The 21572-nt window shown below is 58.7% G+C and carries 16 protein-coding genes; 7 read left to right on the forward strand and 9 right to left on the reverse strand.

Going from position 1 to position 21572, the window contains the following annotated elements; translation table 11 throughout:
• Positions 1-33: 33 nt before the first annotated feature.
• On the reverse strand, positions 34-1641 hold the full coding sequence (locus QQX03_RS00830; protein WP_285976000.1) for a carboxyl transferase domain-containing protein: 1608 nt from the start codon (positions 1639-1641) through the stop codon (positions 34-36).
• Positions 1638-2807 carry an isovaleryl-CoA dehydrogenase gene (locus tag QQX03_RS00835; RefSeq protein WP_285976001.1) on the reverse strand — a complete coding sequence of 390 codons (1170 nt, stop codon included), beginning with the start codon at positions 2805-2807 and terminating at the stop codon, positions 1638-1640. The genes QQX03_RS00830 and QQX03_RS00835 overlap by 4 nt, the downstream gene beginning before the upstream one ends.
• Positions 2808-2931: 124 nt before the next feature.
• Between QQX03_RS00835 and QQX03_RS00840 the strand changes: the two genes are divergently transcribed.
• Both QQX03_RS00840 and QQX03_RS00845 read left to right on the forward strand, forming a co-directional pair.
• Positions 2932-3741, forward strand: coding sequence for an ATP-binding cassette domain-containing protein (locus QQX03_RS00840; RefSeq protein ID WP_432762831.1), 810 nt, complete (start codon positions 2932-2934; stop codon positions 3739-3741).
• A complete protein-coding gene (locus QQX03_RS00845) occupies positions 3738-5273 on the forward strand; it encodes an ABC transporter permease/substrate-binding protein (protein WP_285976002.1) in 1536 nt (511 codons plus the stop codon). The genes QQX03_RS00840 and QQX03_RS00845 overlap by 4 nt, the downstream gene beginning before the upstream one ends.
• Here the strand turns inward: QQX03_RS00845 and QQX03_RS00850 are convergent.
• Positions 5270-6334, reverse strand: a complete 1065-nt coding sequence (locus QQX03_RS00850) for a class I SAM-dependent methyltransferase (protein WP_285976003.1) — start codon at positions 6332-6334, stop codon at positions 5270-5272. The two genes, QQX03_RS00845 and QQX03_RS00850, sit on opposite strands and share 4 nt — an antisense overlap.
• Positions 6331-7218 carry a prolipoprotein diacylglyceryl transferase gene (gene lgt / locus QQX03_RS00855; protein ID WP_285976004.1) on the reverse strand — a complete coding sequence of 296 codons (888 nt, stop codon included), beginning with the start codon at positions 7216-7218 and terminating at the stop codon, positions 6331-6333. Before lgt ends, QQX03_RS00850 begins: the two co-directional genes overlap by 4 nt.
• A gap of 164 nt (positions 7219-7382) precedes the next feature.
• On the opposite strand from lgt, the gene QQX03_RS00860 reads away from it, so the two are divergent.
• The 3 genes from QQX03_RS00860 (at position 7383) to QQX03_RS00870 (ending at position 14253) form a co-directional block, all read left to right on the forward strand.
• A complete protein-coding gene (locus QQX03_RS00860; RefSeq protein WP_285976005.1) occupies positions 7383-9089 on the forward strand; it encodes a class I adenylate-forming enzyme family protein in 1707 nt (568 codons plus the stop codon).
• Between the two features lie 9 nt (positions 9090-9098).
• Positions 9099-11858: a [protein-PII] uridylyltransferase gene (locus QQX03_RS00865; protein ID WP_285976006.1), complete on the forward strand. Its 2760-nt coding sequence runs from the start codon at positions 9099-9101 to the stop codon at positions 11856-11858.
• Between the two features lie 79 nt (positions 11859-11937).
• Entirely contained in the window at positions 11938-14253 is a 2316-nt protein-coding gene (locus tag QQX03_RS00870) for a TonB-dependent receptor (RefSeq protein ID WP_285976007.1), read from the forward strand.
• A gap of 65 nt (positions 14254-14318) precedes the next feature.
• Here the strand turns inward: QQX03_RS00870 and QQX03_RS00875 are convergent, their stop codons facing one another.
• Both QQX03_RS00875 and QQX03_RS00880 read right to left on the reverse strand, forming a co-directional pair.
• Positions 14319-14789, reverse strand: a complete 471-nt coding sequence (locus QQX03_RS00875) for a hypothetical protein (protein ID WP_285976008.1) — start codon at positions 14787-14789, stop codon at positions 14319-14321.
• Positions 14786-15463: a YggS family pyridoxal phosphate-dependent enzyme gene (locus QQX03_RS00880; protein WP_285976009.1), complete on the reverse strand. Its 678-nt coding sequence runs from the start codon at positions 15461-15463 to the stop codon at positions 14786-14788. Before QQX03_RS00880 ends, QQX03_RS00875 begins: the two co-directional genes overlap by 4 nt.
• Here QQX03_RS00880 and QQX03_RS00885 point away from each other — a divergent pair.
• Entirely contained in the window at positions 15462-16022 is a 561-nt protein-coding gene (locus QQX03_RS00885) for a thiamine phosphate synthase (RefSeq protein WP_285976010.1), read from the forward strand. The genes QQX03_RS00880 and QQX03_RS00885 overlap by 2 nt on opposite strands.
• A 197-nt stretch (positions 16023-16219) precedes the next feature.
• Positions 16220-18571: an FtsK/SpoIIIE family DNA translocase gene (locus QQX03_RS00890; protein WP_285976011.1), complete on the forward strand. Its 2352-nt coding sequence runs from the start codon at positions 16220-16222 to the stop codon at positions 18569-18571.
• 2 nt (positions 18572-18573) lie between these two features.
• Here the strand turns inward: QQX03_RS00890 and QQX03_RS00895 are convergent, their stop codons facing one another.
• From QQX03_RS00895 to QQX03_RS00905, 3 genes are all read right to left on the reverse strand, one after another.
• Complete coding sequence (locus tag QQX03_RS00895; RefSeq protein WP_285976012.1) at positions 18574-18822, reverse strand: hypothetical protein; 249 nt, start codon at positions 18820-18822, stop codon at positions 18574-18576.
• Positions 18823-18910: 88 nt separating this feature from the next.
• Positions 18911-19957, reverse strand: coding sequence for a substrate-binding domain-containing protein (locus QQX03_RS00900; RefSeq protein WP_285976013.1), 1047 nt, complete (start codon positions 19955-19957; stop codon positions 18911-18913).
• Positions 19958-20071: 114 nt separating this feature from the next.
• A complete protein-coding gene (locus QQX03_RS00905; protein ID WP_285976014.1) occupies positions 20072-21469 on the reverse strand; it encodes an OprO/OprP family phosphate-selective porin in 1398 nt (465 codons plus the stop codon).
• Positions 21470-21572: the final 103 nt, after the last annotated feature.

Here is a 21572-nt window from a genome sequence, read left to right on the forward strand (position 1 = left end):
CTTACGCAAGCGAAAGGGTGAATGGCTCGTCCATCACATCCTGAACACGCCGAACGCGGGCCGCTCTGCAATCGGCGCTTCAAGCGTTGCGGCGAAGGCCAGCCCCAGCACATCGCGGGTCTGAACCGGATCGATCACGCCATCGTCCCACATCCGCGCGGTGGCGTAATAGGGATTGCCTTCATCCTCGTATTTCTGGCGGATCGGTGCCTTGAAGGCCTCTGCCTCATCGGGAGTCCAGCTGTCGGCATCGCGATGCACTGTTGCGAGGACGCTGGCCGCCTGTTCGCCGCCCATCACGCTGATGCGCGCATTTGGCCAGGTGAACAGGAAGCGCGGGGAATAGGCGCGCCCGCACATGCCGTAATTGCCCGCGCCAAAGCTGCCGCCGATCACCACGGTGACCTTGGGCACGGTGGCGGTCGCAACGGCAGTAACCAGCTTCGCGCCATGCTTGGCAATACCCTCGGCTTCGTATTTTCCGCCGACCATGAAGCCGGAGATATTTTGTAGGAACAACAGCGGGATACGGCGCTGACACGCCAGTTCGATAAAGTGTGCGCCCTTTTGCGCGCTCTCGGAAAACAGCACGCCATTATTGGCGAGGATCGCGACCGGCATCCCCCAGATATGCGCAAAACCGCACACTAGCGTCGAACCGTAATGCGCCTTGAACTCATGGAACTCGCTGCCGTCGACCAGCCGCGCGATCACTTCCTTCACGTCATAAGGCGCACGCACATCCTTGGGCACCAGAGCATACAGATCGTCCGCATCGAATTTGGGTGGGCGCGGATCTCTCAGCGCGACATCCTTTGCCGCAGCCGTGTTCGCGCCTAGCTGGCTCACGATATCGCGCACGATGGTGAGCGCGTGCTCGTCGTTCTCCGCCAAGTGATCGACCACGCCCGATTTCTTGGCGTGGAGATCGCCACCGCCCAGATCCTCTGCGCTGATCTCCTCGCCCGTCGCGGCCTTTACCAGTGGAGGCCCGGCAAGGAAGATCGTGCCCTGATTGCGCACGATCACCGTCTCGTCGCTCATGGCGGGAACGTAAGCCCCACCTGCGGTGCAGCTGCCCATCACGCAGGCGATCTGCGGAATACCGAGCGCGCTCATATTCGCCTGATTGAAGAAAATCCGCCCGAAGTGTTCGCGATCAGGGAAGACCTCGGCCTGATAGGGCAGGTTCGCCCCGCCGCTATCGACGAGATAGATGCACGGCAGGCGGTTCTCCTGCGCGATCTCCTGCGCGCGCAAGTGCTTCTTGACCGTCATCGGGTAGTAGCTGCCGCCCTTCACGGTCGGATCGTTGCAGACGATCATCACCTGCCTACCACTGACGCGGCCAATGCCGCAGATCATGCTCGCGCCAGAGACATCGCCTTCATACATTCCATTCGCAGCGAGTTGGCCGACTTCGAGGAAGGGCGAACCCGGATCGAGCAGGCGTTCGACGCGTTCTCTCGGGAGAATCTTGCCGCGCGACACATGCCGTTCTCGATGCTTCTCCGGCCCACCCAATGCGGCCTCGGCGACGCTTGCGCGCAAACCATCGGCCAGCGCCTTGTTATGATCAAACCGCGCCTTCGCGTCTGGCGCTTCGCGATCGAGCTTCGTGGTGAGAACAGGTGCGGTCATCCCGCAGCCCCGATCAGTTCGCGCCCGATCAGCATTCGGCGGATTTCATTCGTGCCCGCGCCGATATCGAGCAGCTTGGCATCGCGCATATAGCGCTCCACCGGCCAATCGAGCGTGTAACCTGCGCCTCCCAGCGCCTGAACACTTTCGGCGGCTGCGCGGAAGGCGTTCTCGCTCGACAGCAGGATCGCGCCCGCCGCATCGAAGCGGGTGGTCTGGCCAGCATCACACGCCTTTGCCACCGCATAGGTGTAGGCACGCGTCGATTGCAGCGCGACATACATGTCCGCTACCTTGGCCTGCATCAGCTGGAAGCTGCCGATGGGTTTGCCGAATTGCTTGCGTTCGCGCAGATAGGGGATGACCGTGTCGAGACAGGCCTGCATAATGCCGAGCTGAATGCCCGACAGCACCACACGCTCATAATCCAGCCCGCTCATCAACACGCCCACGCCCCCATTCAGCGGCCCCATGATGCGTTCTTCGGGTATGTGGCAATCGTCGAACACCAGCTCTGCCGTGGGTGAGCCTTTCATGCCGACCTTCTCGATTTTCTGGCCGATGGAGAAGCCTGCATCGCCCTTCTCGATCAGGAAGGTCGTGATCCCGCGCGAACCCGCACTGCCATCGGTCTTAGCATAGACTACCAGAGTGTCTGCCTCCGGTGCATTGGTGATCCAGAACTTTGTGCCATTGAGCACATAGCCGCCCTGCACGGCCTCGGCCTTGAGTTTCATCGAGACAACGTCCGAGCCCGCACCCGCTTCGGACATGGCGAGCGAACCGACATGCTCGCCAGAGATCAGCCCGGGCAGATATTTGGCCTTCTGCTCTTCATTGCCCCAGCGGCGAATCTGATTGACGCAGAGGTTCGAATGCGCGCCGTAAGAAAGTCCCAGCGAGGCGCTAGCGCGGCTGACTTCCTCAACGGCGATGACATGCTCGAGATAGCCGAGGCCCAGCCCGCCATCTTCCTCATCAACGGTCAGACCATGCAGGCCAAGCTCGCCCATTTGCTGCCACAGCTCTGCGCGCGGGAAATAGTCTTCGCGGTCAATCTTGTCCGCCAACGGGGCGATTTGCTCGTCGGCAAACCGGCCCACGCTGTCGCGGATCATTTCTGCCGCTTCGCCCAGCTGGAAATCGAAATCGGGTGTGGCACGCATTGTCTGAACTTCTCCTCTTCAATTCCCATAACAGCGCACGGGGTTTGCGCAAACCGGTTGCAGCTGAAATCATCTGGCAATTGCACGTCGTCTCTTGGCCTTGCCGCTGGCTTTCCCTAGAGTTGTGTCAATCGAGCGGGGCGAAATCATTTCCGACACATTGCCAGATAGCGTGATCCATTTCCGTGCAGTGGCGCGGCATTTCGACGATGTCATCGCGGTTGGCGGCGTGGATTTGAGCGTCGCGGCCGGATGCTTCGTTGCGCTGGTCGGCGCGTCGGGCTCCGGCAAGTCAACGCTGATGAAAATGGTCAACGGGTTGGAACAACCGACCACTGGCCAGGTCATCTTTGCCGGTGAGGATGTGTCTACTCAGCCACCAGCAAAGCTGCGCCGGCGCATTGGCTATGTGTTTCAGTCAATCGGCCTGTTCCCGCATATGAATGTGGCCGAGAATATCGGGATCGGCCCACGCCTGTCAGGGCAAAGGCTTGGCGATGGGCGAATTCGCGCATTGCTCGAGCTGGTGGAGCTTGAGGCGGATATGACAAGCCGCATGCCAGACGAGCTTTCAGGCGGCCAGCGCCAGCGTGTCGGCGTGGCTCGCGCGCTGGCGAACGAGCCAGAGCTGCTGCTGATGGACGAGCCGTTCGGCGCGCTTGATCCGATCACGCGTGATGCTTTGGGCGAGCGCGTGCGCGCGCTGCATGATGCCTTGGGCCTCACCAGCATCATGGTAACACACGACATGGCCGAAGCTTTGCTGCTGGCTGACCGCGTTCTGGTGATGGATGCAGGCCTGATCGTCGCGGACGAAACACCCGCCGCATTGCTAGCCGGCAAAGGCGGAGAGATCGCGCAAGGGTTAGTAGCCGTGCCACGCGCGCAGGCTGAAAAGCTTGCAGCCATGGAACGCGAGGGCAGCAGATCGTGAACGGGTTCCGGGATGCCTTGCTGGGCCTGGGCCCGCAACTTTCTGCGCATATCCTGTTGTCCGCGTCCGCCATCGTATTGGGTATTCTCGTAGCGCTGCCGCTTGCCGTGTGGGCCAGCCGTTCACCACCGGTGGCGCGTGTCGCCTTGGGTTTTGCAAGTCTTGTTCAAACCATCCCGGCGCTGGCACTGCTGGCATTGTTCTTCCCGATCCTGCTGAGTCTGCGCGTCATCTTTGGTGAAGGCTTGCCAACCTTGGGCTTTCTGCCCGCGCTGCTTGCGCTGGCACTGTATGCCTTGCTGCCGATCCTGCGCAATGCCGTGACTGCGCAGGCCAATCTCGATCCCGGCGTATTGGAAGCGGCAGACGGCGTAGGCATGACCAAATGGCAAAAGCTCAAGCTGGTCGAAGCGCCGCTGTCTGCCCCCTTCATCATGGCGGGTATTCGCACCGCAAGCGTGTGGACCATCGGGGCGGCAACGCTCGCCACCACGATCGGCCAGCCGAGCCTGGGCGATCCGATCTTCGCCGGATTGCAAACGCAGAACTGGGTGCTGGTGCTGGCGGGCTGTTTCGCATCGGCAGGCCTGGCGCTGATTGCAGATGCTCTGCTGGGCCTGATCGAGCGCGGGATGGCCACACGCCAGCGGGGGCTGGCACTTGGCGGCCTGGTAATGGTCATTCTGGGCATCGCTGCGGCGGCGTTTGCGCAATTCGGTGGCGGCGAGCGCGACCGCATCCTGATCGGAGCAAAGGGTTTTTCGGAGCAATATGTGCTCGCGCGGCTGATCGGACAGCGGCTGGAAGCCGAGGGATATGCTGTCGAATATCGTGACGGGCTGGGTTCAGCCGTGGCGCATAGCGCGGTTTCCAGCGCCGATATCGATCTGCTGGTGGACTACACTGGCACAATCTGGGCCAATCAGATGAAGCGCACCGACAACCCGGCGCACGAACAGATGTATAATCAGATCTCGGATTGGGAGCGGGAAACAAGCGGCACCGTGGTGCTTGGCCGCATAGGCTTCGAGAATGCCTATGGCCTCGCAGTGCGGCAAGATGTCGCCGAAAGTCGTAACCTGACCTCGATCGCTGATCTGGCCAGTATCGCCCCCCAACTCACAATCGGTGGAGATCCCGAGTTTTTCGAGCGACCCGAATGGATCGCGGTACGCGATGCCTATGGCCTGCGCTTTGGCCAGACCAGAAACTTTGCGCCGACATTCATGTATAACGCGCTCAAATCGGGAGAAGCGGATGTGATCAGCGCCTATACTTCGGACGGGCGCATCGCTGCAGACAATCTGGTGCTGCTGGACGACCCGGCCGGGGCATTTCCGAACTATGACGCGATCCTGCTGGTCAGCCCGGATCGGGCAACGGATGCCGCGCTACTCTCAGCGCTCACACCCGTGATTGATGCGATCGACGTTGATGCGATGCGCGAAGCCAATTACGCGGTCGACCGCGACACGGACAAGCTTACGCCAGACGAAGCCGCGCGGATGCTGGCAGCGCGCGTCGGACTTTAGCCAAGGAACCCTGATGCATCGCCGGGCCAGCCTTTGCCGGCAACGCCCAGCACTTTGAACAACAGCCCCATCTGGTCATCCGCCATCAAGCGATGCCGCTGGCGATCCAGCACCTCAATGTTTCGCGGTGACTTCTTCTTGAGCCCTTCAAAGCGCATCTCTGCCCCCAGTTCAGTGAGCCATTCACCCTGAGTCGAGATGCCAAGCGCGCGGCACCCCTGCCGCTCTGCAACATCGCGCAAAGTGCCAAAATCGACATGCGCGGTAATGTCCATGTCGCCCGGATGCGCAAACACATCGACTTTTCGATGCGCTTTGATTGCTTGCAATGTCGAGCCGGCGCCCAGCTCTTTCGCGCCATAGTCAAAGATCAACGCTGCTCCGCCTTGTGCAGCCAACCGATCTGACAGTTCAGACATGATCGCAGAAGACGCGGCACTGGTTTCCAGCAACGTGCCCTGATTGGCATGTTTCCAGCGCTCCGGCACCGCGGCGTCCATTGGCTTGTCGCCAAAGACAAACGACAGCTTGCCGTCTTCCAATCCAACCATCCGTTCGCGCCAACCCTCTGCCGCGCGCAACAATTGGCGGATCGGCAGCGCGTCGAAGAACTCATTGGCTACAATCAACAGGGGGCCATCCTCTGGCAGGCTGGTCACATCACTATGATGCTGCACCCCGGGCACCGTACCGCGTTGAATCAGCTGCAAGGCTTCGGAGCCCTCAACAAAGTGGACCTTGGGGTTGAGCCCATACCGCCCGGCGGCGCGCAAAGCATCCGACGCGAGCGTTCCGCGACCGGGCCCCAGCTCGACATAGTGTACGTTATCAGGCCGCCCGGCACGAACCCAGATATCCGCCAGCCACAGCCCGATCAGCTCGCCAAAAACCTGGCTGATTTCCGGCGCAGTGATGAAATCCGCGTCTTCGCCCAAAGGGTCGCGGCTGGTGTAATAGCGCGCATTGCTCTCACCCATATATTGAGCAAGGCTGATCGGCCCGTTTTCACGGATCAATCGGCAGAAGGCATCTGCCAGATCGCCTTGCGGCTTGTCATTCATGCCCGCGCCGGACTGCTCCCGCCCGAACCCAGCGGGCTGCGCCGAATTGCGGAGAGAATGACAATCAACCCAAGCAGGATCAGCGGTATTGTGAGCCATTGGCCCTGACTAAGCCCCGTTTCGACAACTCGATCTGCCAAATGTTCATCAGGTTCTCGGAAGAATTCGTTAACAAAGCGCGCCGCACTGATCCCGGTAACGAAGATCCCGGTCAGCAAGCCCGGGCGGAAACGCGCACCGGTTTTCCAGAACAGCAATGTCATGACGATCAACAGCAGCAAACCTTCAAGCCCCGCCTGATAGAGCTGGCTTGGGTGGCGCACCACGTCTCCGCCGCCGGGAAAAATCATGCCCCACGAAACGTCTGTTGCGCGGCCCCACAATTCGCCATTGGTGAAATTGGCCAAACGACCCAACAGCATGCCCATCGGTACGCCCACAGACACGTAGTCGGTTACGCGCAGGAAAGAGAGCTTGCCACGCCAGCTGACCCACATCATCGCCGCCATCACGCCCAACAGCCCGCCGTGAAAGCTCATACCGCCATCCCAAAGGCGAAGCAGATCCCAGCTGACAAAGCCTTCGCCATTGAAGCTGGTGAACAATTCCGGGCGATAAAACGCGGCATAGCCCAACCGTCCGCCCAGAATCACACCCAATGTGCAGTAGAAGAAGAGATCATCGACATGCCGCTGCGCCATTGGTGCGCCGGGTTGTTTGATCATCTTGGTCACATGCCAGTAAGCAAACAGCACGCCCAGAAGGTAAGCGAGCGAGTAGTATCGCAGAGTAAAAAACCCCAGATCGATACCCTCCGTTAAGCCCAGATTGGCCCAGTAAATTGGGTCGGTAGCAGCGCCAGCGGCAGCGAGTAGTGACAGCACGAAGTGAACCTCTATATAGGTGACACGTCATCCGGACATGCCTGTTTGGATGCTGCTATTGGCACAGCCAGAGAATTGGGGAAACCCCGAAGGCTTTGAGCGTTAGCTTGAAGAACGGGGCTTCGCGGCCGCGGCCCGGATTGAAAAGTGGAGAGAGTACAGAGATGCCTTCAGAGTTGGATATTGCGCTTGAAAACATCATCGGCGAACTGATCCAGGAAGGTCAGCCGTTCGAAACTGTACCCTTTGAACGCAATGGTGTGACCATGCCTGCGTTCAAGAACGCGCCGCCAAGTCTGGCCCATTATTTCGCGCATTTCTGCAATGAGCACAAAGATTTGACATTCTTGGTCGATGGCGACGTTCGGCTGACCTTTGGTCAGGCATGGGCCGCTGCAAGCTGTGTCGCGCATGGGCTGGCAACGCAGCACGGCGTGAAGAAGGGTGATCGCGTAGGCATCGCCGCTCGCAACTCGGCCAACTGGATTATTGCCTATATGGGCATCGTTATGGCGGGTGGCTGCGCCACATTGCTCAACGGTTTCTGGTCTGGAGACGAGTTGGCCTATGGCATCCGCCTGGCCGAATGCGATGTAGTGCTGGCAGATGCGGGCCGCGCCAAGCGACTCGAAGGCACAGACCATTCCGCAAAGCTGGTCTTGATCGATCATGACAGTGCGCCGGCTGAAGGTCTCGCCAATATCTGGGCTGAAGGTGACACAGCGATGGCTATGCTGGCGCAGATCGGCCCCGATGATCACGCCACCATCCTCTACACCTCTGGTTCGACCGGCCAGTCCAAGGGCGCCTATTCAGACCATCGCGGCGTTGTCAGCGGCGTGTTCAGCTATGTCGCGCAAAGTGCGATGGCCAAGGTACTGCTCGAATCGCGCGGCGAAGATGTGAGCACGCAGCCATGCGCTTTGATCGCGGTCCCGCTGTTCCACGTAACAGGCGAAGTGCCGCTGTTCCTGCAAAGCTTTGGCATTGCGCGCAAGCTGGTGCTGATGCCCAAATGGGATGCACGCGAGGCGCTACGGCTGATGGAAGCAGAGAAAGTCACTTACTTCGTCGGCGTTCCGCTGATGAGCTATGAAATTGCAACGCACCCAGAGCGTGAACAATTTGATGTATCAAGCTGCAAGAGCTTTGCCGCTGGCGGCGCACCGCGCCCGGTCGATCACGTCAACAAGATCAAGGAGGCTTTCCCCGGCGGGTTCCCGCTGCTCGGTTATGGCCTTACAGAAACCAATGCAGTTGGCTGCGGCAATTTCAACGAAAACTACATGGCGAAACCCGGCTCTACCGGCAAAGCCAGCGTGCCATTGGTTGACCTCGCCATTCTCGACAATGATGGCAATCCACGCCCGCAAGGCGAAGTGGACGAGGTTTGCATCCGTTCGGTGGCAAACTTCCTGGGCTATTGGAACAATGAGGAAGCGACCAAGGCCGCTTTCACTGATGACCAGTACTTCCGCACGGGCGATTTGGGCTATCTCGACGAAGACGGATATCTCTTCATCGTCGATCGCAAGAAGGACATCATCATTCGCGGCGGCGAGAATATCTCCTGCATCGAAGTGGAAGAGGCGATCTACGGCCACGATGCGATCGCGGAATGCTCTGTATTCGGCGTTCCCGACGATCGGATGGGCGAAGTGCCAGCGGCCGTATTCTACCAGAAGGGCGGCAGCACGCCTGTAAGCAAGGAAGAGCTGCGCGAATATCTGCTTTCGCGCATCGCACCGTTCAAGGTTCCATTGCCCGAGCATATTTGGGTGTCTGACAAGGCGCTGCCACGCCTGGGCACACAAAAGATCGACAAACGCACGGTTCGCACCATGTTCGCCGGCGAGCTCGTGGACAGCTAAGGACAGCGCTTGAATTCCGTCAAGATACCTCGCCAGCGCGCGATTATCGATCGGCGCAAGACCGCTGAGGCGATCAATGCATTGGTAGCCGAAAAGGGGGATGCGGCACGCAATGAAATTGTGTCGCTGCTGAAGGATGTGCTCCGTAATGGCCGGGCAGAGATCGCCAAGCGGCTGGCGGAGAATCCTTCTGCCGGGCACGAATGCGTGGCTGCACAGGCCCTGCTGATCGATCAGATGCTGCGGCTGGTGCACGACCATGTGATCGAGCATGTTTATCCGGCGGGCAATCGCAGCAGCGCTGAGCGGATCGCGATTCTGGCAGTCGGCGGGTACGGCCGGGCCGAGATGGCGCCACATTCCGACGTCGACATCGCCTTTATCACGCCGATGAAACGCGCTGCGTGGTGCGAGCAGGTGATAGAAGCCATGCTCTATTTCCTGTGGGATCTCGGGCTGAAAGTGGGTCAATCGAGCCGCACCGTCGATGAAACCATCCGCATGGCGAAAGAGGATCTGACGATCCGCACCGCGCTTCTGGAAAGCCGCTTCATCTGGGGCGACCGCGCCCTTTACGCAGAAACCGGTCGGCGCTTCTGGGCCGAAGTTGCCAAAGGCAGTGAGCGCCAATTCCTGACGCAGAAACTGGAAGAGCGCGATGCGCGCCACAAGCGGATGGGTGACAGCCGTTATGTGGTCGAGCCCAATATCAAGGAGGGCAAAGGCGGCTTGCGCGATCTGCAAACGCTTTATTGGATCGGCAAGTATGTCCACCGCGTCCGCAGCGCAGCGGAACTGGTTGATGTCGGCTTGCTGACCAAGGCCGAGTACAGCAGTTTTCGCAGAGCCGAGGGCTTCCTGCTGGCGGTGCGCAGCCATATGCACATGATCACTGGTCGGGCTGAAGACCGATTGACCTTCGATCTTCAGCGCGAGGTCGCAGCGCGCATGAACTTCGCTGATCGCCCCGGAAAAAGCGCGGTTGAGCGCTTCATGCAATTCTATTTCATTCAGGCGAGGCGCGTAGGAAGCTTGACCGGCGTGTTCCTGGCCCATCTGGACGATGAGTTCGCCAAGAAGCGCGCCCGCAAGGGTTTCTTCGCAGGATGGAACCAAAAGGCGCGGACGCTGAAAGGCTATCGTGTTTTTGGTGGCCGGATTGCTGCCCCGTCAGACGATTGGTTCAAAAAGTACCCGGTGCGTCTGATCGAGGTTTTCCAGCTGGCCGAAGCCAACAGTCTGGAGATACACCCTGACACGATGCGTCAGGCTGATCGTGACAGCACGCTGATCAAGGCGAATATCCGCGAGGATAAGTGTGCCAATGCTCTGTTCGTTGAGTTGCTGGCTGGACGCAACGATCCGGAAACGGTGCTGCGCTGGATGAATGAGGCGGGCGTGTTTGGCCGCTTCGTACCTGACTTTGGCAAGGTCAATGCACAGATGCAGTTCGACATGTATCACCACTATACTGTTGATGAGCACACTATCCGCGCGATCGGATTGCTCTCCAGAATCGAGAAAGGTGAACTTTCAGCGGATCACCCGCGCTCGACCCGGCTGATCCACCGCGTTAACTCAAGGCGTGCGATTTATGTCGCTGTGTTGCTTCACGATATTGCCAAGGGGCGCGGCGGAGACCATTCAGTGCTTGGCGCCGAGGTTGCCGAGGAGCTGTGCCCTCGCTTTGGCCTGTCCGAAAACGAGACCGAACTGGTTGCCTGGCTGGTACGCTATCACCTTCTGATGAGTGCGACCGCGTTCAAACGCGATCTCACCGACCCCAAGACCATCGAGAATTTCGTAGGCGAAGTGCAAAGCCTTGAGCGACTTCGGAATCTAATGATCCTTACCGCTGTCGACATTCGCGCGGTCGGGCCGGGCACGTGGAACAGCTGGAAGGGTCAGCTGCTCGGCGATCTATACGATGCCGCGCAAGAGCGCTTGCGTCTTGGCCACATGAAACATGGTCGCCAACAGCGTATCGCCGCCAAGCAGGAAGCGGTTGTCGCTCTGTTGGGCGACAAGGCCCATCTGAAAGAAGACGTCGGATCGTTGCTCGACGATTCCTATTGGATTGCCGAGCATGAAGACATGATTACCAGCAATCTGATACAGTATGAGATCGCACGTAAAAACGAAGAGCAACTCTCAATCCATTGCGAGTTTGACGCAACGCGCGGTGCGACCTTGGTCAGTGTCATCGCGGCAGACCATCCCGGTCTGTTTTTCCGGATTGCAGGCGGTATCGCACTTGCAGGAGCGAACATCATCGATGCGCGCATTCACACCACGCGCACCGGCTACGCCGTCGATAATTTCTTGGTACAGGATCCGCATGGGCAGCCCTTTGCAGAGGGCCGACAGTTGGAGCGGCTCAAGCGTTCGATCCGCGATGCACTCGCGAACCGGGTCGACCTGGTGCCCAAGCTCGCGGCACGCCCATTGCCAATTACCCGCTCGAGCGCATTCCGAATTGCTCCACGCGTTACCTTTGACAACAATGCATCGGGGCGCTTCACTGTGATCGAAGTCAATGCGCGCGACAGGCCCGCGCTGCTCAATCGCCTCGCCCGGGCGCTGTTCGAAAGCAAACTGGTGATCCAGTCCGCGCATGTGACAGCCTATGGCGAGCGTGCGGCTGACACTTTCTATGTGACCGACCTGCTCGGCGCGAAAATCACCGCTGATGATCGCCTTAAGGAAATATCGGACCGACTGCTGCACGCAGCAAGTGATGCACGTCAGAAACAGCTCGAAGAAGCCTGATACACATTCGTCCGCAATTAGTTGCTTTTCAAGACTATCGCGCCAATGGGCGCCCAGAGGACTAAAAGGAGAGCCCCCCATGAATACCAGATTTGCTTCATTGAAGACGCTTGCCTTGCTTGGAGCAGGCATGGCGATGATTCCCGCTACAGCTTTCGCGCAAGATGCTGTGGAGGAAGAAGAGCAACAGACGGGCCGTACGAGCATCGCTGATGCGACCAACGTCATTGTTGTGACCGGCACAAAGACGCAGAATGCAGAAAATGTTCAGGACGTGCCGTTGGCGGTGACAGCGTTCAATGCAGAAAGCCTCGATGCGCTCAAGGTGCGTGACGTTCAAGGACTGACATATTCGGCACCCAACGTGTCGCTTGACCAGATCGGCACCAGCCGTGGAACCGCAAACTTCTCGATCCGCGGTCTGGGCATCAACAGCTCGATTCCCTCGATCGACCCAACTGTCGGCGTATTCGTCGATGGCGTTTACCTCGGCTTCAGCGGCGGCGTCGTGTTCGACCTGTTCGACCTTGAAAGTGTAGAAATTCTGCGCGGCCCTCAGGGTATCCTGTTCGGACGCAACACCACCGGCGGCGCGGTGTTGATCAACACCGGCAACCCGACCGACTATTTGACCGGAAAATTCCGCGCGGCGGTTGATGGACCGCTTGTAGATGGCGGTCGCGGCGGTGCAAACTATACCGTCAGCGGCGTAATTTCAGGCCCGATCGTTGAAGACACGCTGCTGTTCAAGCTGGGCGCATATTACAACAAGAATGAAGGTTACTTCACCAACCTGTTCGATGGCTCAAACCACGGCAAGGCTGAAACCAAAATCCTGCGCGGCGCGCTGGAAGGCCGCTTTGGCGACCTGACACTGACCGGCAAGCTGGACTATTTCACCAGCGATGGCGACGGCCCTTCAGGCCAGAACCGCGGTGTGTTCGAGCGTGACACTTTCGATCTGTCGATCGACGAGCGCGGTAACTACGATAACGAGATCTGGACCGGATCGCTCACTGCAGAGGTTGATATCGGCCCGGGTACACTGACCAATATCTTCGGTTATCGGGATTATTCGGCAACAACACTGGGAGATATCGACAGTCTTCCGATCTTCGGTTTCCATTCAAGCACAGAAACCGAGCACGATCAGATTTCGAACGAGATCCGCTACGCGATTTCGACTGACAACTTCGACCTGACGATCGGCGGTTTCTATTTCGACCAGTCGATTGCCTACACAGAAACTCGTGATCTGCCGCCGCTCAGCCCGCTGACATTCTATGGCGGTGGTTCGCAGGACCACGAAGTATTGGGCGCGTTTGCGGCAAGTCAGTATTATCTGACGTCGGACTTTTCTGTCATCGCCGGCATCCGCTGGAGCCGCGAAGAAAAGTACGCTGGCGTGACATATGTACGTCCGCGTCCAGAATGTTCGGTAGTTGGCGGCACATGCCCAACCAGCGGCACAAACCCGTTCATCCCGACCGAGAATAACGGTTTCGAAGATGGCCGCAGCTGGACCAACTGGTCGCCAAAGTTCGGCTTCCAGTATGAATTCGACGACAGCCAGATCTATGCTCACTGGACCCGCGGATATCGCAGCGGCGGCTACAACTTCCGTATCACCAACGCGACCGTGTTCGAGACTGTCGTTGTACCGGCAACCGGCGGCAATTTCGGCTTCGATGAAGAGCGCGTCGACAATTACGAGATTGGCGGCAAGTTCCAGACCAGCGATGGTGCATTGACCGTCAACGCTGCAGTCTATCTGACCGAGATCGACGACATGCAGCGCGAAGTGAATCAGAGCTCGCCAACTGCCGGCGTGTCACAGTTCATCCTGAACACGGCGGATGCCGAAATTCTTGGCTTCGAAGTTGAAGGGCGGGCGCGGGTTACCGACAACCTGATCTTCACGGCGAACCTCGGCATCATCGACGATGACTACAAGAGCGTAGCTTTCGATATCTCGAGCGACGGCGCAATCGACGATGCAGACACCGCTCTGCGTCTGCCACGTGTGCCGGAAGTAACCTGGGGCGTTGGCATGCTCCATGAGTTGATCTTGCCGAATGGCGCGATCGTCAGCCGGGTGAACTATCAGTTCCGCGACGAGTTTGCCTATACGGACAACAACTTAGGCTGGATCCAGGCTGCCGACAACCTTGATGCCAACATCACATGGGAAACCCCGATGGATGGCCTGTCCGTATCGATCTACGGCAAGAACCTGCTCGATCAGGTTCAGGCTGGTGGTGACACCCAGCTGCCGTTCGGTGGTCCGCTTAGCAATGGCGTGAACCGTCCGTTCGATGCCTATCCGGCTGGCGGCACACTGTCGCCGCTGTCGAAGGGTCGCCAGATTGGTGCGGAAATGACTTTCGAGTTCTAATTCGCACAAGATCACAGAATATCGGAAAGGGCGTCTCTTGCGAGGCGCCCTTTTCTTTTTGCGACCTAACCTTGTTCGGTGCCTTGTTCGGCAATCAGGATCAGCGCGATCTGCCTGTCGTCGAAGCAGACAAATCCCCATTCCACGCTCGTGCGCGAAATCGGATTCCACAAGCCGTCATAACGGTTGGATACAACCGTCAGCGAAGTTCTGTCGAATGCGGCCAACAGGTCTTGCGCGCAGCGAGACGCGGCGGTGGAACCAAGCCATTCCTTTGACGGGTTGGAGATATCGTTGGCGATCGCCTTTGTCAGTTCGCCAACCGCTGAACGCGGACTATCCGCATCGCCATGCGCATCAAGCAGTTCCCAATTGAAGCCAATTGGTGTGAAACCGAGTTCACTGACGAAAGTGTCGGCAACCGCGGAATGCAGCCCGGCATCAGGCGGCGTCAGGCCATGGTGAAACGAAGTGCGAGCGCCCGTATTCAGCCGGGGCAGCCATTCGGCTTCAAACCGCTCCAGCGCCTCGCTCACTGCCCCTGCTTCCGGCGCTCACCAAACAGTGCGGTCCCTACACGCACATGGGTCGAGCCCAGCATCACAGCGGTTTCATAATCGCCGCTCATGCCCATGCTAAGCTGATCCAGGCCATTGTCGGCCGCCAGCTTGAACAAATATGCAAAGAATGGCGCAGGTTCGATGTCGAATGGCGGAATACACATCAGGCCAAGGATCGGGATCTCCGCCGCCTTCGCTTGCTCTATCAACGCAGGCAAATCAGCGATTGCGCAGCCCCCCTTCTGCTCTTCCTCACCAATATTGACCTGAATGAAACACGGCACACGTTTGCCCGCTTTGTCCATCGCTTTGGCAAGTGCTTTCAGCAGGCTGGGGCGGTCCAGACCGTGAATACAATCAAAAAGCGCGACTGCTTCGTCCGCCTTGTTGGATTGCAATTGCCCGATCAGATGCAGCTCAACATCGGGATAGGCTTCGCGCAGCGCAGGCCATTTCTCCTGCGCTTCCTGAACGCGGTTCTCTCCGAAGACGCGATGCCCGGCCTCCAGAAGTGGCGTGATCTTCTCCGCAGGATGGGTCTTGCTGACCGCAATCAATGTAACGTCATCGGTCTCGCGGCGCGAAGGCTTGCACGCCTTCGCGATATTGGCGCGGACTTCATCGAGGCGATATGCTGCTTCATTTGCCATGACAGCGCGCTATAGCGTGGCAATGGCGCAGTTCCAGCATCTTCCTGACCTTTGGTTGCTTTCAGACGAACGCAATGACGGCACGCTGGAGGCATCCCTGGCTCGGTTGCCGCGCGCATCAGGCTTTGTTTATCGCCATTATCATTTGGATGACCCGCAGCGTTGGGCCAGGTTTCAGCTATTGAAGCGTGTGTGCCGCGCGCTTGAACATGTGGTCATTCTGGCTGACAGCACACTAACCGCGCGCGAATGGGGCGCTGACGGTATCTATGGTGCACCGCGATCCCTCTATCCAACGCGTACCGATATGCTGACAATCGCAACGGCGCATGATCTCGAAGAGATTGGGCAAGCGAACCGCGCAAGGGCCGACGCGGTGATGGTTTCACCCGCGTTTGCAACCAATTCACACCCTGAGACCCCATTTCTTGGACCAAATCGGTTCAGAATGCTCGCGCAGCATGCCGATATGCCTGTCATCGCGCTGGGCGGTATGAACCAGCGTACGGCGGATCGGCTGAAGTGGCCGCGCTGGGCGGCGATAGATGGGTTGAGCTAGCTTGTTGCGCTGAAGTCCCAGCCACCCGCGCCTTCCACCCTTCCACCCGGATTGTATCCCGGTAGGCTCCGGGTGGAAGGGTGGAAGGCGCGGCTGGCAATGGCACGCTACAAAGACACCGACGCTTGAGGCTCTAAAAACGTTGACCGCGAGTCCTCGAAGATTCATGGTGTGTTCTTGTAGGAGAGATTGCCCCGATGGCTACACGGTCAATGCGCAAAAAGGGACAGGCAGACTGGCGCGCGGCATTCCGTCGCTCGATGCGCCGCGCCGGTCAGATGGCGGGGGCGGGCGGGCTCCTGATCCTGTTGGTTTTTCTGACCCTGGCGCTGGCAAGCTATACCCAGACTGACCCGTCCGGTTCCACGGCCGCATCGGGCAATGACATTCGCAACTGGATGGGTGCAAGCGGGGCTTGGGCCGCAGACAAGGTGCTGGGCACATTTGGCATAACTTCGGTGCTGCTGCTGCCGCTCATCTACATCGGCGCGCGCGGGCTTTGGCGCGAGGTCGAGCACGAAGATGAAGATAAAGGCACCCGGTGGTGGCTGCCGCTCGGCATGCTGCTCGTCGCAATGGTGTTGCTCTCAACCTTCCTGTCCTTGATGTTCGAAGGGCCGGACAGCACGCTGCCTGCGCAGATGGGCGGCATTTCTGGCCTATTGGGCGCTAGCGCGGTCAACGCCGTGGCGGACCGTTTCGGTGAAGGCACGTCTGGCTGGGTTACAGGCGGGCTGGTGTTCGCCAGCCTGGCCGGCGGCATTGCACTTACCACGCGCGTATTCGCGATCGACTGGCGCAGCCTGCTGACCTTGCCGGACTTCGTACGCAATCTTCTGCCAGTGCGCAGCACTCGCGAGATCACCGATGAGACAAGCACGCCCAGATTGAAGCGCGCAAAATCGAATCGGGACCGAGGCGATGCGGAGGTTCTGGCAGATCCTGCACCGCGCCGTACACCGACGATCACTGATCCTACCAAACCGCCCAAGAAAGCCGCACTCGCGAATGCCAAGCAACGCGATATGTTCGCAAGCTTCGACTTGCCGAGCCTCGATCTGCTCGAGGACATGCCCGAGGACAAAGGCGTCAAGCTGGACAAGATGGCGCTCGAGCGAAACGCGCGTCTGCTTGAGAATGTGCTCGACGATTTCAACGTCAAAGGTGAGATCACCGCAGTGCGTACTGGCCCGGTTGTGACGATGTACGAGCTGGAACCAGCACCGGGCATCAAGGCCAGCCGCGTTATCGGCCTGGCCGAAGATATTGCCCGTAATATGAGCGCGATCTCCGCCCGCGTTGCACCGATCCCGGGAAAGACGGTGATGGGCATCGAGCTTCCCAATGCCGAACGGCAAATGGTGAGCTTCAAAGAGCTTGCCGCTTGCGCAGCCTTTGCGGAAAACAAGGGCACGCTGCCGATTATCCTGGGCAAGGATATCGCAGGCGAGCCTATAGTGGCGGACCTTGCTGCCATGCCGCACTTATTGGTCGCTGGCACGACCGGTTCGGGTAAGTCGGTGGGCCTCAACGCGATCCTGTTGTCACTGCTATATCGTTTCACACCGGCTGAGTGCCGCTTGATCCTGATTGACCCCAAGGTGCTCGAGCTCAAGAGTTATGATGATATCCCGCATCTGCTCAGCCAGGTTGTGACGGAACCGCACAAGTCCGTGCGCGCGCTTAAATGGGCGGTCGAGGAGATGGAGCGCCGCTATCGCATGATGAGCAGCGTGAACTCGCGCAATATCAGCGGTTTCAACGAGAAGGTTCGCGCCGCCGCCGCCAAGGGCAAGCCGCTGGGCCGGCGCGTGCAGACCGGCTTCGATCCCGAAACGGGTGAGGAGCTGTTCGAGGAAGAACAGCTCGATTACGAACCATTGTCGATGATCGTCCTGATCGTGGACGAGCTGGCTGATCTGATGGTGACGGTCGGCAAGGAAATCGAAGTCCTGATCCAGCGCCTCAGCCAGAAATCACGCGCGGCGGGCATTCACCTGATCATGGCAACGCAGCGCCCATCAGTCGATGTCATCACCGGCGTGATCAAAGCGAACCTGCCGACACGGATCAGCTTCAAGGTAACCAGCCGGATCGACAGCCGCACCATTCTGGGTGAGCAAGGCGCCGAGCAGCTGCTTGGCCGCGGTGATATGCTGTACAAGCCCAACACCGGCGCGCTGACCCGCGTCCACGGGCCGTTCGTGAGCGATGATGAAGTCGAAAGAGTGGCGAACTATTGGCGCAGCCAGGGCAAGCCTGAATATGTCGACGCGGTTACCGAGGAGCCGGAAGATGGCGGCGGGCTGAGCTTTGAAGACGAATTCACCGCCAGCGACAATCCCGAAGAGCGCAAGTACCGCCAGGCCTGCCAGATCGTGATCGAAAACCAGAAAGCCTCTGGCTCATGGCTCCAACGCCAGATGGGCGTGGGCTACAACACCGCCGCCAAATGGATCGAGCGGATGGAAAGCGAAGGGCTGGTCGGCCCGGCGAACCATGTCGGCCGCCGCGAAATCTTCCGCGATCAGGATGGCAATCCGATCTGAGATCAAGAAGGATCGTCATCTTGGGTTAGCTGGGAGTCTTGCCATTGCTTGTGTGTTTGCCCGTTGGCTTGCATGACCTGCGCTAGCGTGACGGCTTCGGAGAGCGGGGCGAGCCCTGGCTCAAGCGGTGCATCTTCAAAACTGGCCGGGTTGAATTTTGGATCTGGCGACGTCAGCCATATCAAGAATAGCACGATGACAATCAACCCGATCATCGCGCCGAGTGCCTCCGCTGTGCATCGCCCAGCCATATAGCACAAAGCGCCTTAATACGAAAAACGCCGCACTGCCAGATTGGCAGAGCGGCGCTTCGATCAGAAGTAACCGGAAGGGAGAGGATTACTTGCTGAGGTCGTCAGCTGTGATTGTGACATAGTTCTTTGCAGCGAGCTCGTTCTTCGCGCGCTCGGCTTCTGGTGAAGGCACCAAGCCGATCTTGGTCAGAGCACCATCCGGCCCCCAGCTACTGACCCACTCTTGCAAATACTCGTCAAGGCCGCGGATCGCGCTGCGGTGCGCAGCCTTCACATAAACGAAAAGCGGGCGAGCACCGGGATAAGAGAAGTTGGAGATGTTCGCATAGGTTGGGTCCACGCCGTTCATCGGCAAGCCCTGCACCTTGCCGGCATTCTCTTCGAGATAGCTGAAGCCGAACACACCGATCGAGCGCGGGTTGCTCTCGATCTTCTGCACGATCAGATTGTCCTGCTCACCCTGGTCGACATATTTGCCGTCAGCGCGCACTTCAGTGCAAACCTGATCATAGCGATCTTCATCGCTTTCTTTCAGAGCTTTCATGTCTTCATTGGTCTTGCAGCCAACTTCAAGGACGAGCTCTTTCAGAGCATCGCGAGTGCCCGAGGTGGACGGCGGGCCATAGACAAAGATCGGCTCATTCGGGAGCGAAGGATCAACATCGGACCATGTTTCATTGGTCTGCTCGCCGCCATACGGATTGGCTGCCAGCGCTTCATAAACGATCTTGGGGGAAAGGTTCATCATCAACCCGCCTTGCGCGGATGCAAATGCGATTCCGTCAAGACCGACCTGCAACTCGACGATTTCCGTCACACCGTTTTCCTGGCAGGTTTCAAACTCAGACATCTTCATGCGGCGCGATGCATTGACCATGTCAGGGGTGCTTGCGCCAACGCCAGCGCAGAACAGGTTCATACCGCCGCCAGTGCCGGTCGATTCGATCAGCGGAGAATTGAATTCGGGGTTAGCGCGAGAGAAGTTTTCCGCCACTTGCTTGGCAAACGGAAAAACCGTTGAAGAGCCAACCGCGCGAATTGAGTCGCGGGTGCCGCCGCCGGCACCTTCACCGCAAGCGGCAAGGGCGAGGCTCGAAATTGCCAGAAGGCAGGTTGTTTTTACAAAACGCATGGAAAAATCCTTCAATTGACCCCTAGATATAAGATGCGCTTAGGGGAGATGCGTGACAGTAATGTGACAATTGTTAGTCAGCCCGGAGCGTGTCTTCCAGGCCGACCTGGAGGATCAGAAATCGATCTGAGCGCGAACGCCGATTACATCTGCGCTGTAATCCGTATCGCCGGTTGCGGTCGGGTGAACAGCATTCGAATAGTCGAGCTTACCATAATTCGCGAGCAGCATGGTGTAGTCGGTTGGCTTCCACACCAGCGACAGGAAATAGCCGTCCTGTGTCCCGCCTACGATACCGGCATCGCTGAGGTCGAGGCGATCATAGCGTGCGTTGAGCTGGATCGAACCGATGCCGCCTTCGCCGACAGGATTGGCTGGTTTGGTGCGGTCAAACTTGCCGCCCTTGTAGCCGCGCGTGTCGCCGCTTGTCAGGAAGTAACCGATTTCGGCATAGCCGCCGAAGAAGGTCGGATCATCAGCGCCCATTGGCAGGTTGACGCTCTGCCAATAGCCTTCAGCCGCGCTGTGGAACGGGCCAGCGATGAACGCGCCTTCAAGACCAAATCCAAATTCGCTGGTTGCGCCCAGATTGCCAGTGTTGATGAAACGCTCTGACGTGAAGTGGACCAATGGACGCTGGCGATAGCGAACGGTCTCGCCGGTTTCGAGGTCGGAATAGTGAACCGAGCCGCCGAAATGCAGTTGAGTGTCGCCGGCCTTCGGATTGAAGACCACGCGGCCATCCGCGCTCCAGTTCTTATTGGAAAGATCTTCCAAATTGTCAGTGAAGAGACCTGTCTGGATCAGAAGATCGCCGCTGCTGAAGGTGGCGGCCGCACCGACCCGGCGTTCGAAACCGAAAGCGTCGGTGAAGGCCGCGCGCTCGATAAAGCTGGTATGGAGCGAACTGGTCAGTTCTTCCAGTGACTGGAAGGTATTCATCTGGCCAACGCTGATTTCTGCATCACCAGCTTCGTATGAGATGATCGCATCGGTGACGGCCACATCGTTGCCCGCGAAGTCGACTTCGAACTTGTAGGCAAAACCGCCGGGCATATCGCCAGAGACGCCCAGGCGTGCGCGACGCGCTTCGCTACCGAAACCGTCGCTGCGGCCAGTCGATGAAGGTACTGATGTAATGCCTGCGTCATATTGCAAGCGACCGCGTGGCTTGAAACTCCAGCCGCCATCGGCCTTGATTTCAGGCGCGCCTTTGAAGGCAATGCTTGCGCCCGCGTCCGCCGCTTCAGCTGCTGCGACCGCCGCACTTGCCGTCTCGCTTGCGGCAGATGCAGCTTGCGACGCTGCTGCGGCCTGCGTCGCTGCGACGTCTGCCTTGGATTCCGCTTCAGCAAGTTCCGCTTCAAGCGTGTCAATCCTGGCTGCCATCGCAGCCATTGCCGCACGCATTTCAGCGAGCTCTGCAGAAAGCTCGGAATTGTCCTGCGCGATGGCGGGTGAAGTAAAACAAAGGGCGCCAGCCGCTGCTGACAAAAGCAATGCACGTTTCATTGTGTGTGTTCCCTATGACCGTTTTGCTGCGGCACTATGACGGGAAAATTACATTTTTGAGACATGCCGCGCTGGCGTGCACACAGTCGGAGCAACCAACTGA

It is taken from the genome of Altererythrobacter rubellus (assembly GCF_030284385.1).
In the GTDB taxonomy this organism is placed as follows: domain Bacteria; phylum Pseudomonadota; class Alphaproteobacteria; order Sphingomonadales; family Sphingomonadaceae; genus Erythrobacter; species Erythrobacter rubellus.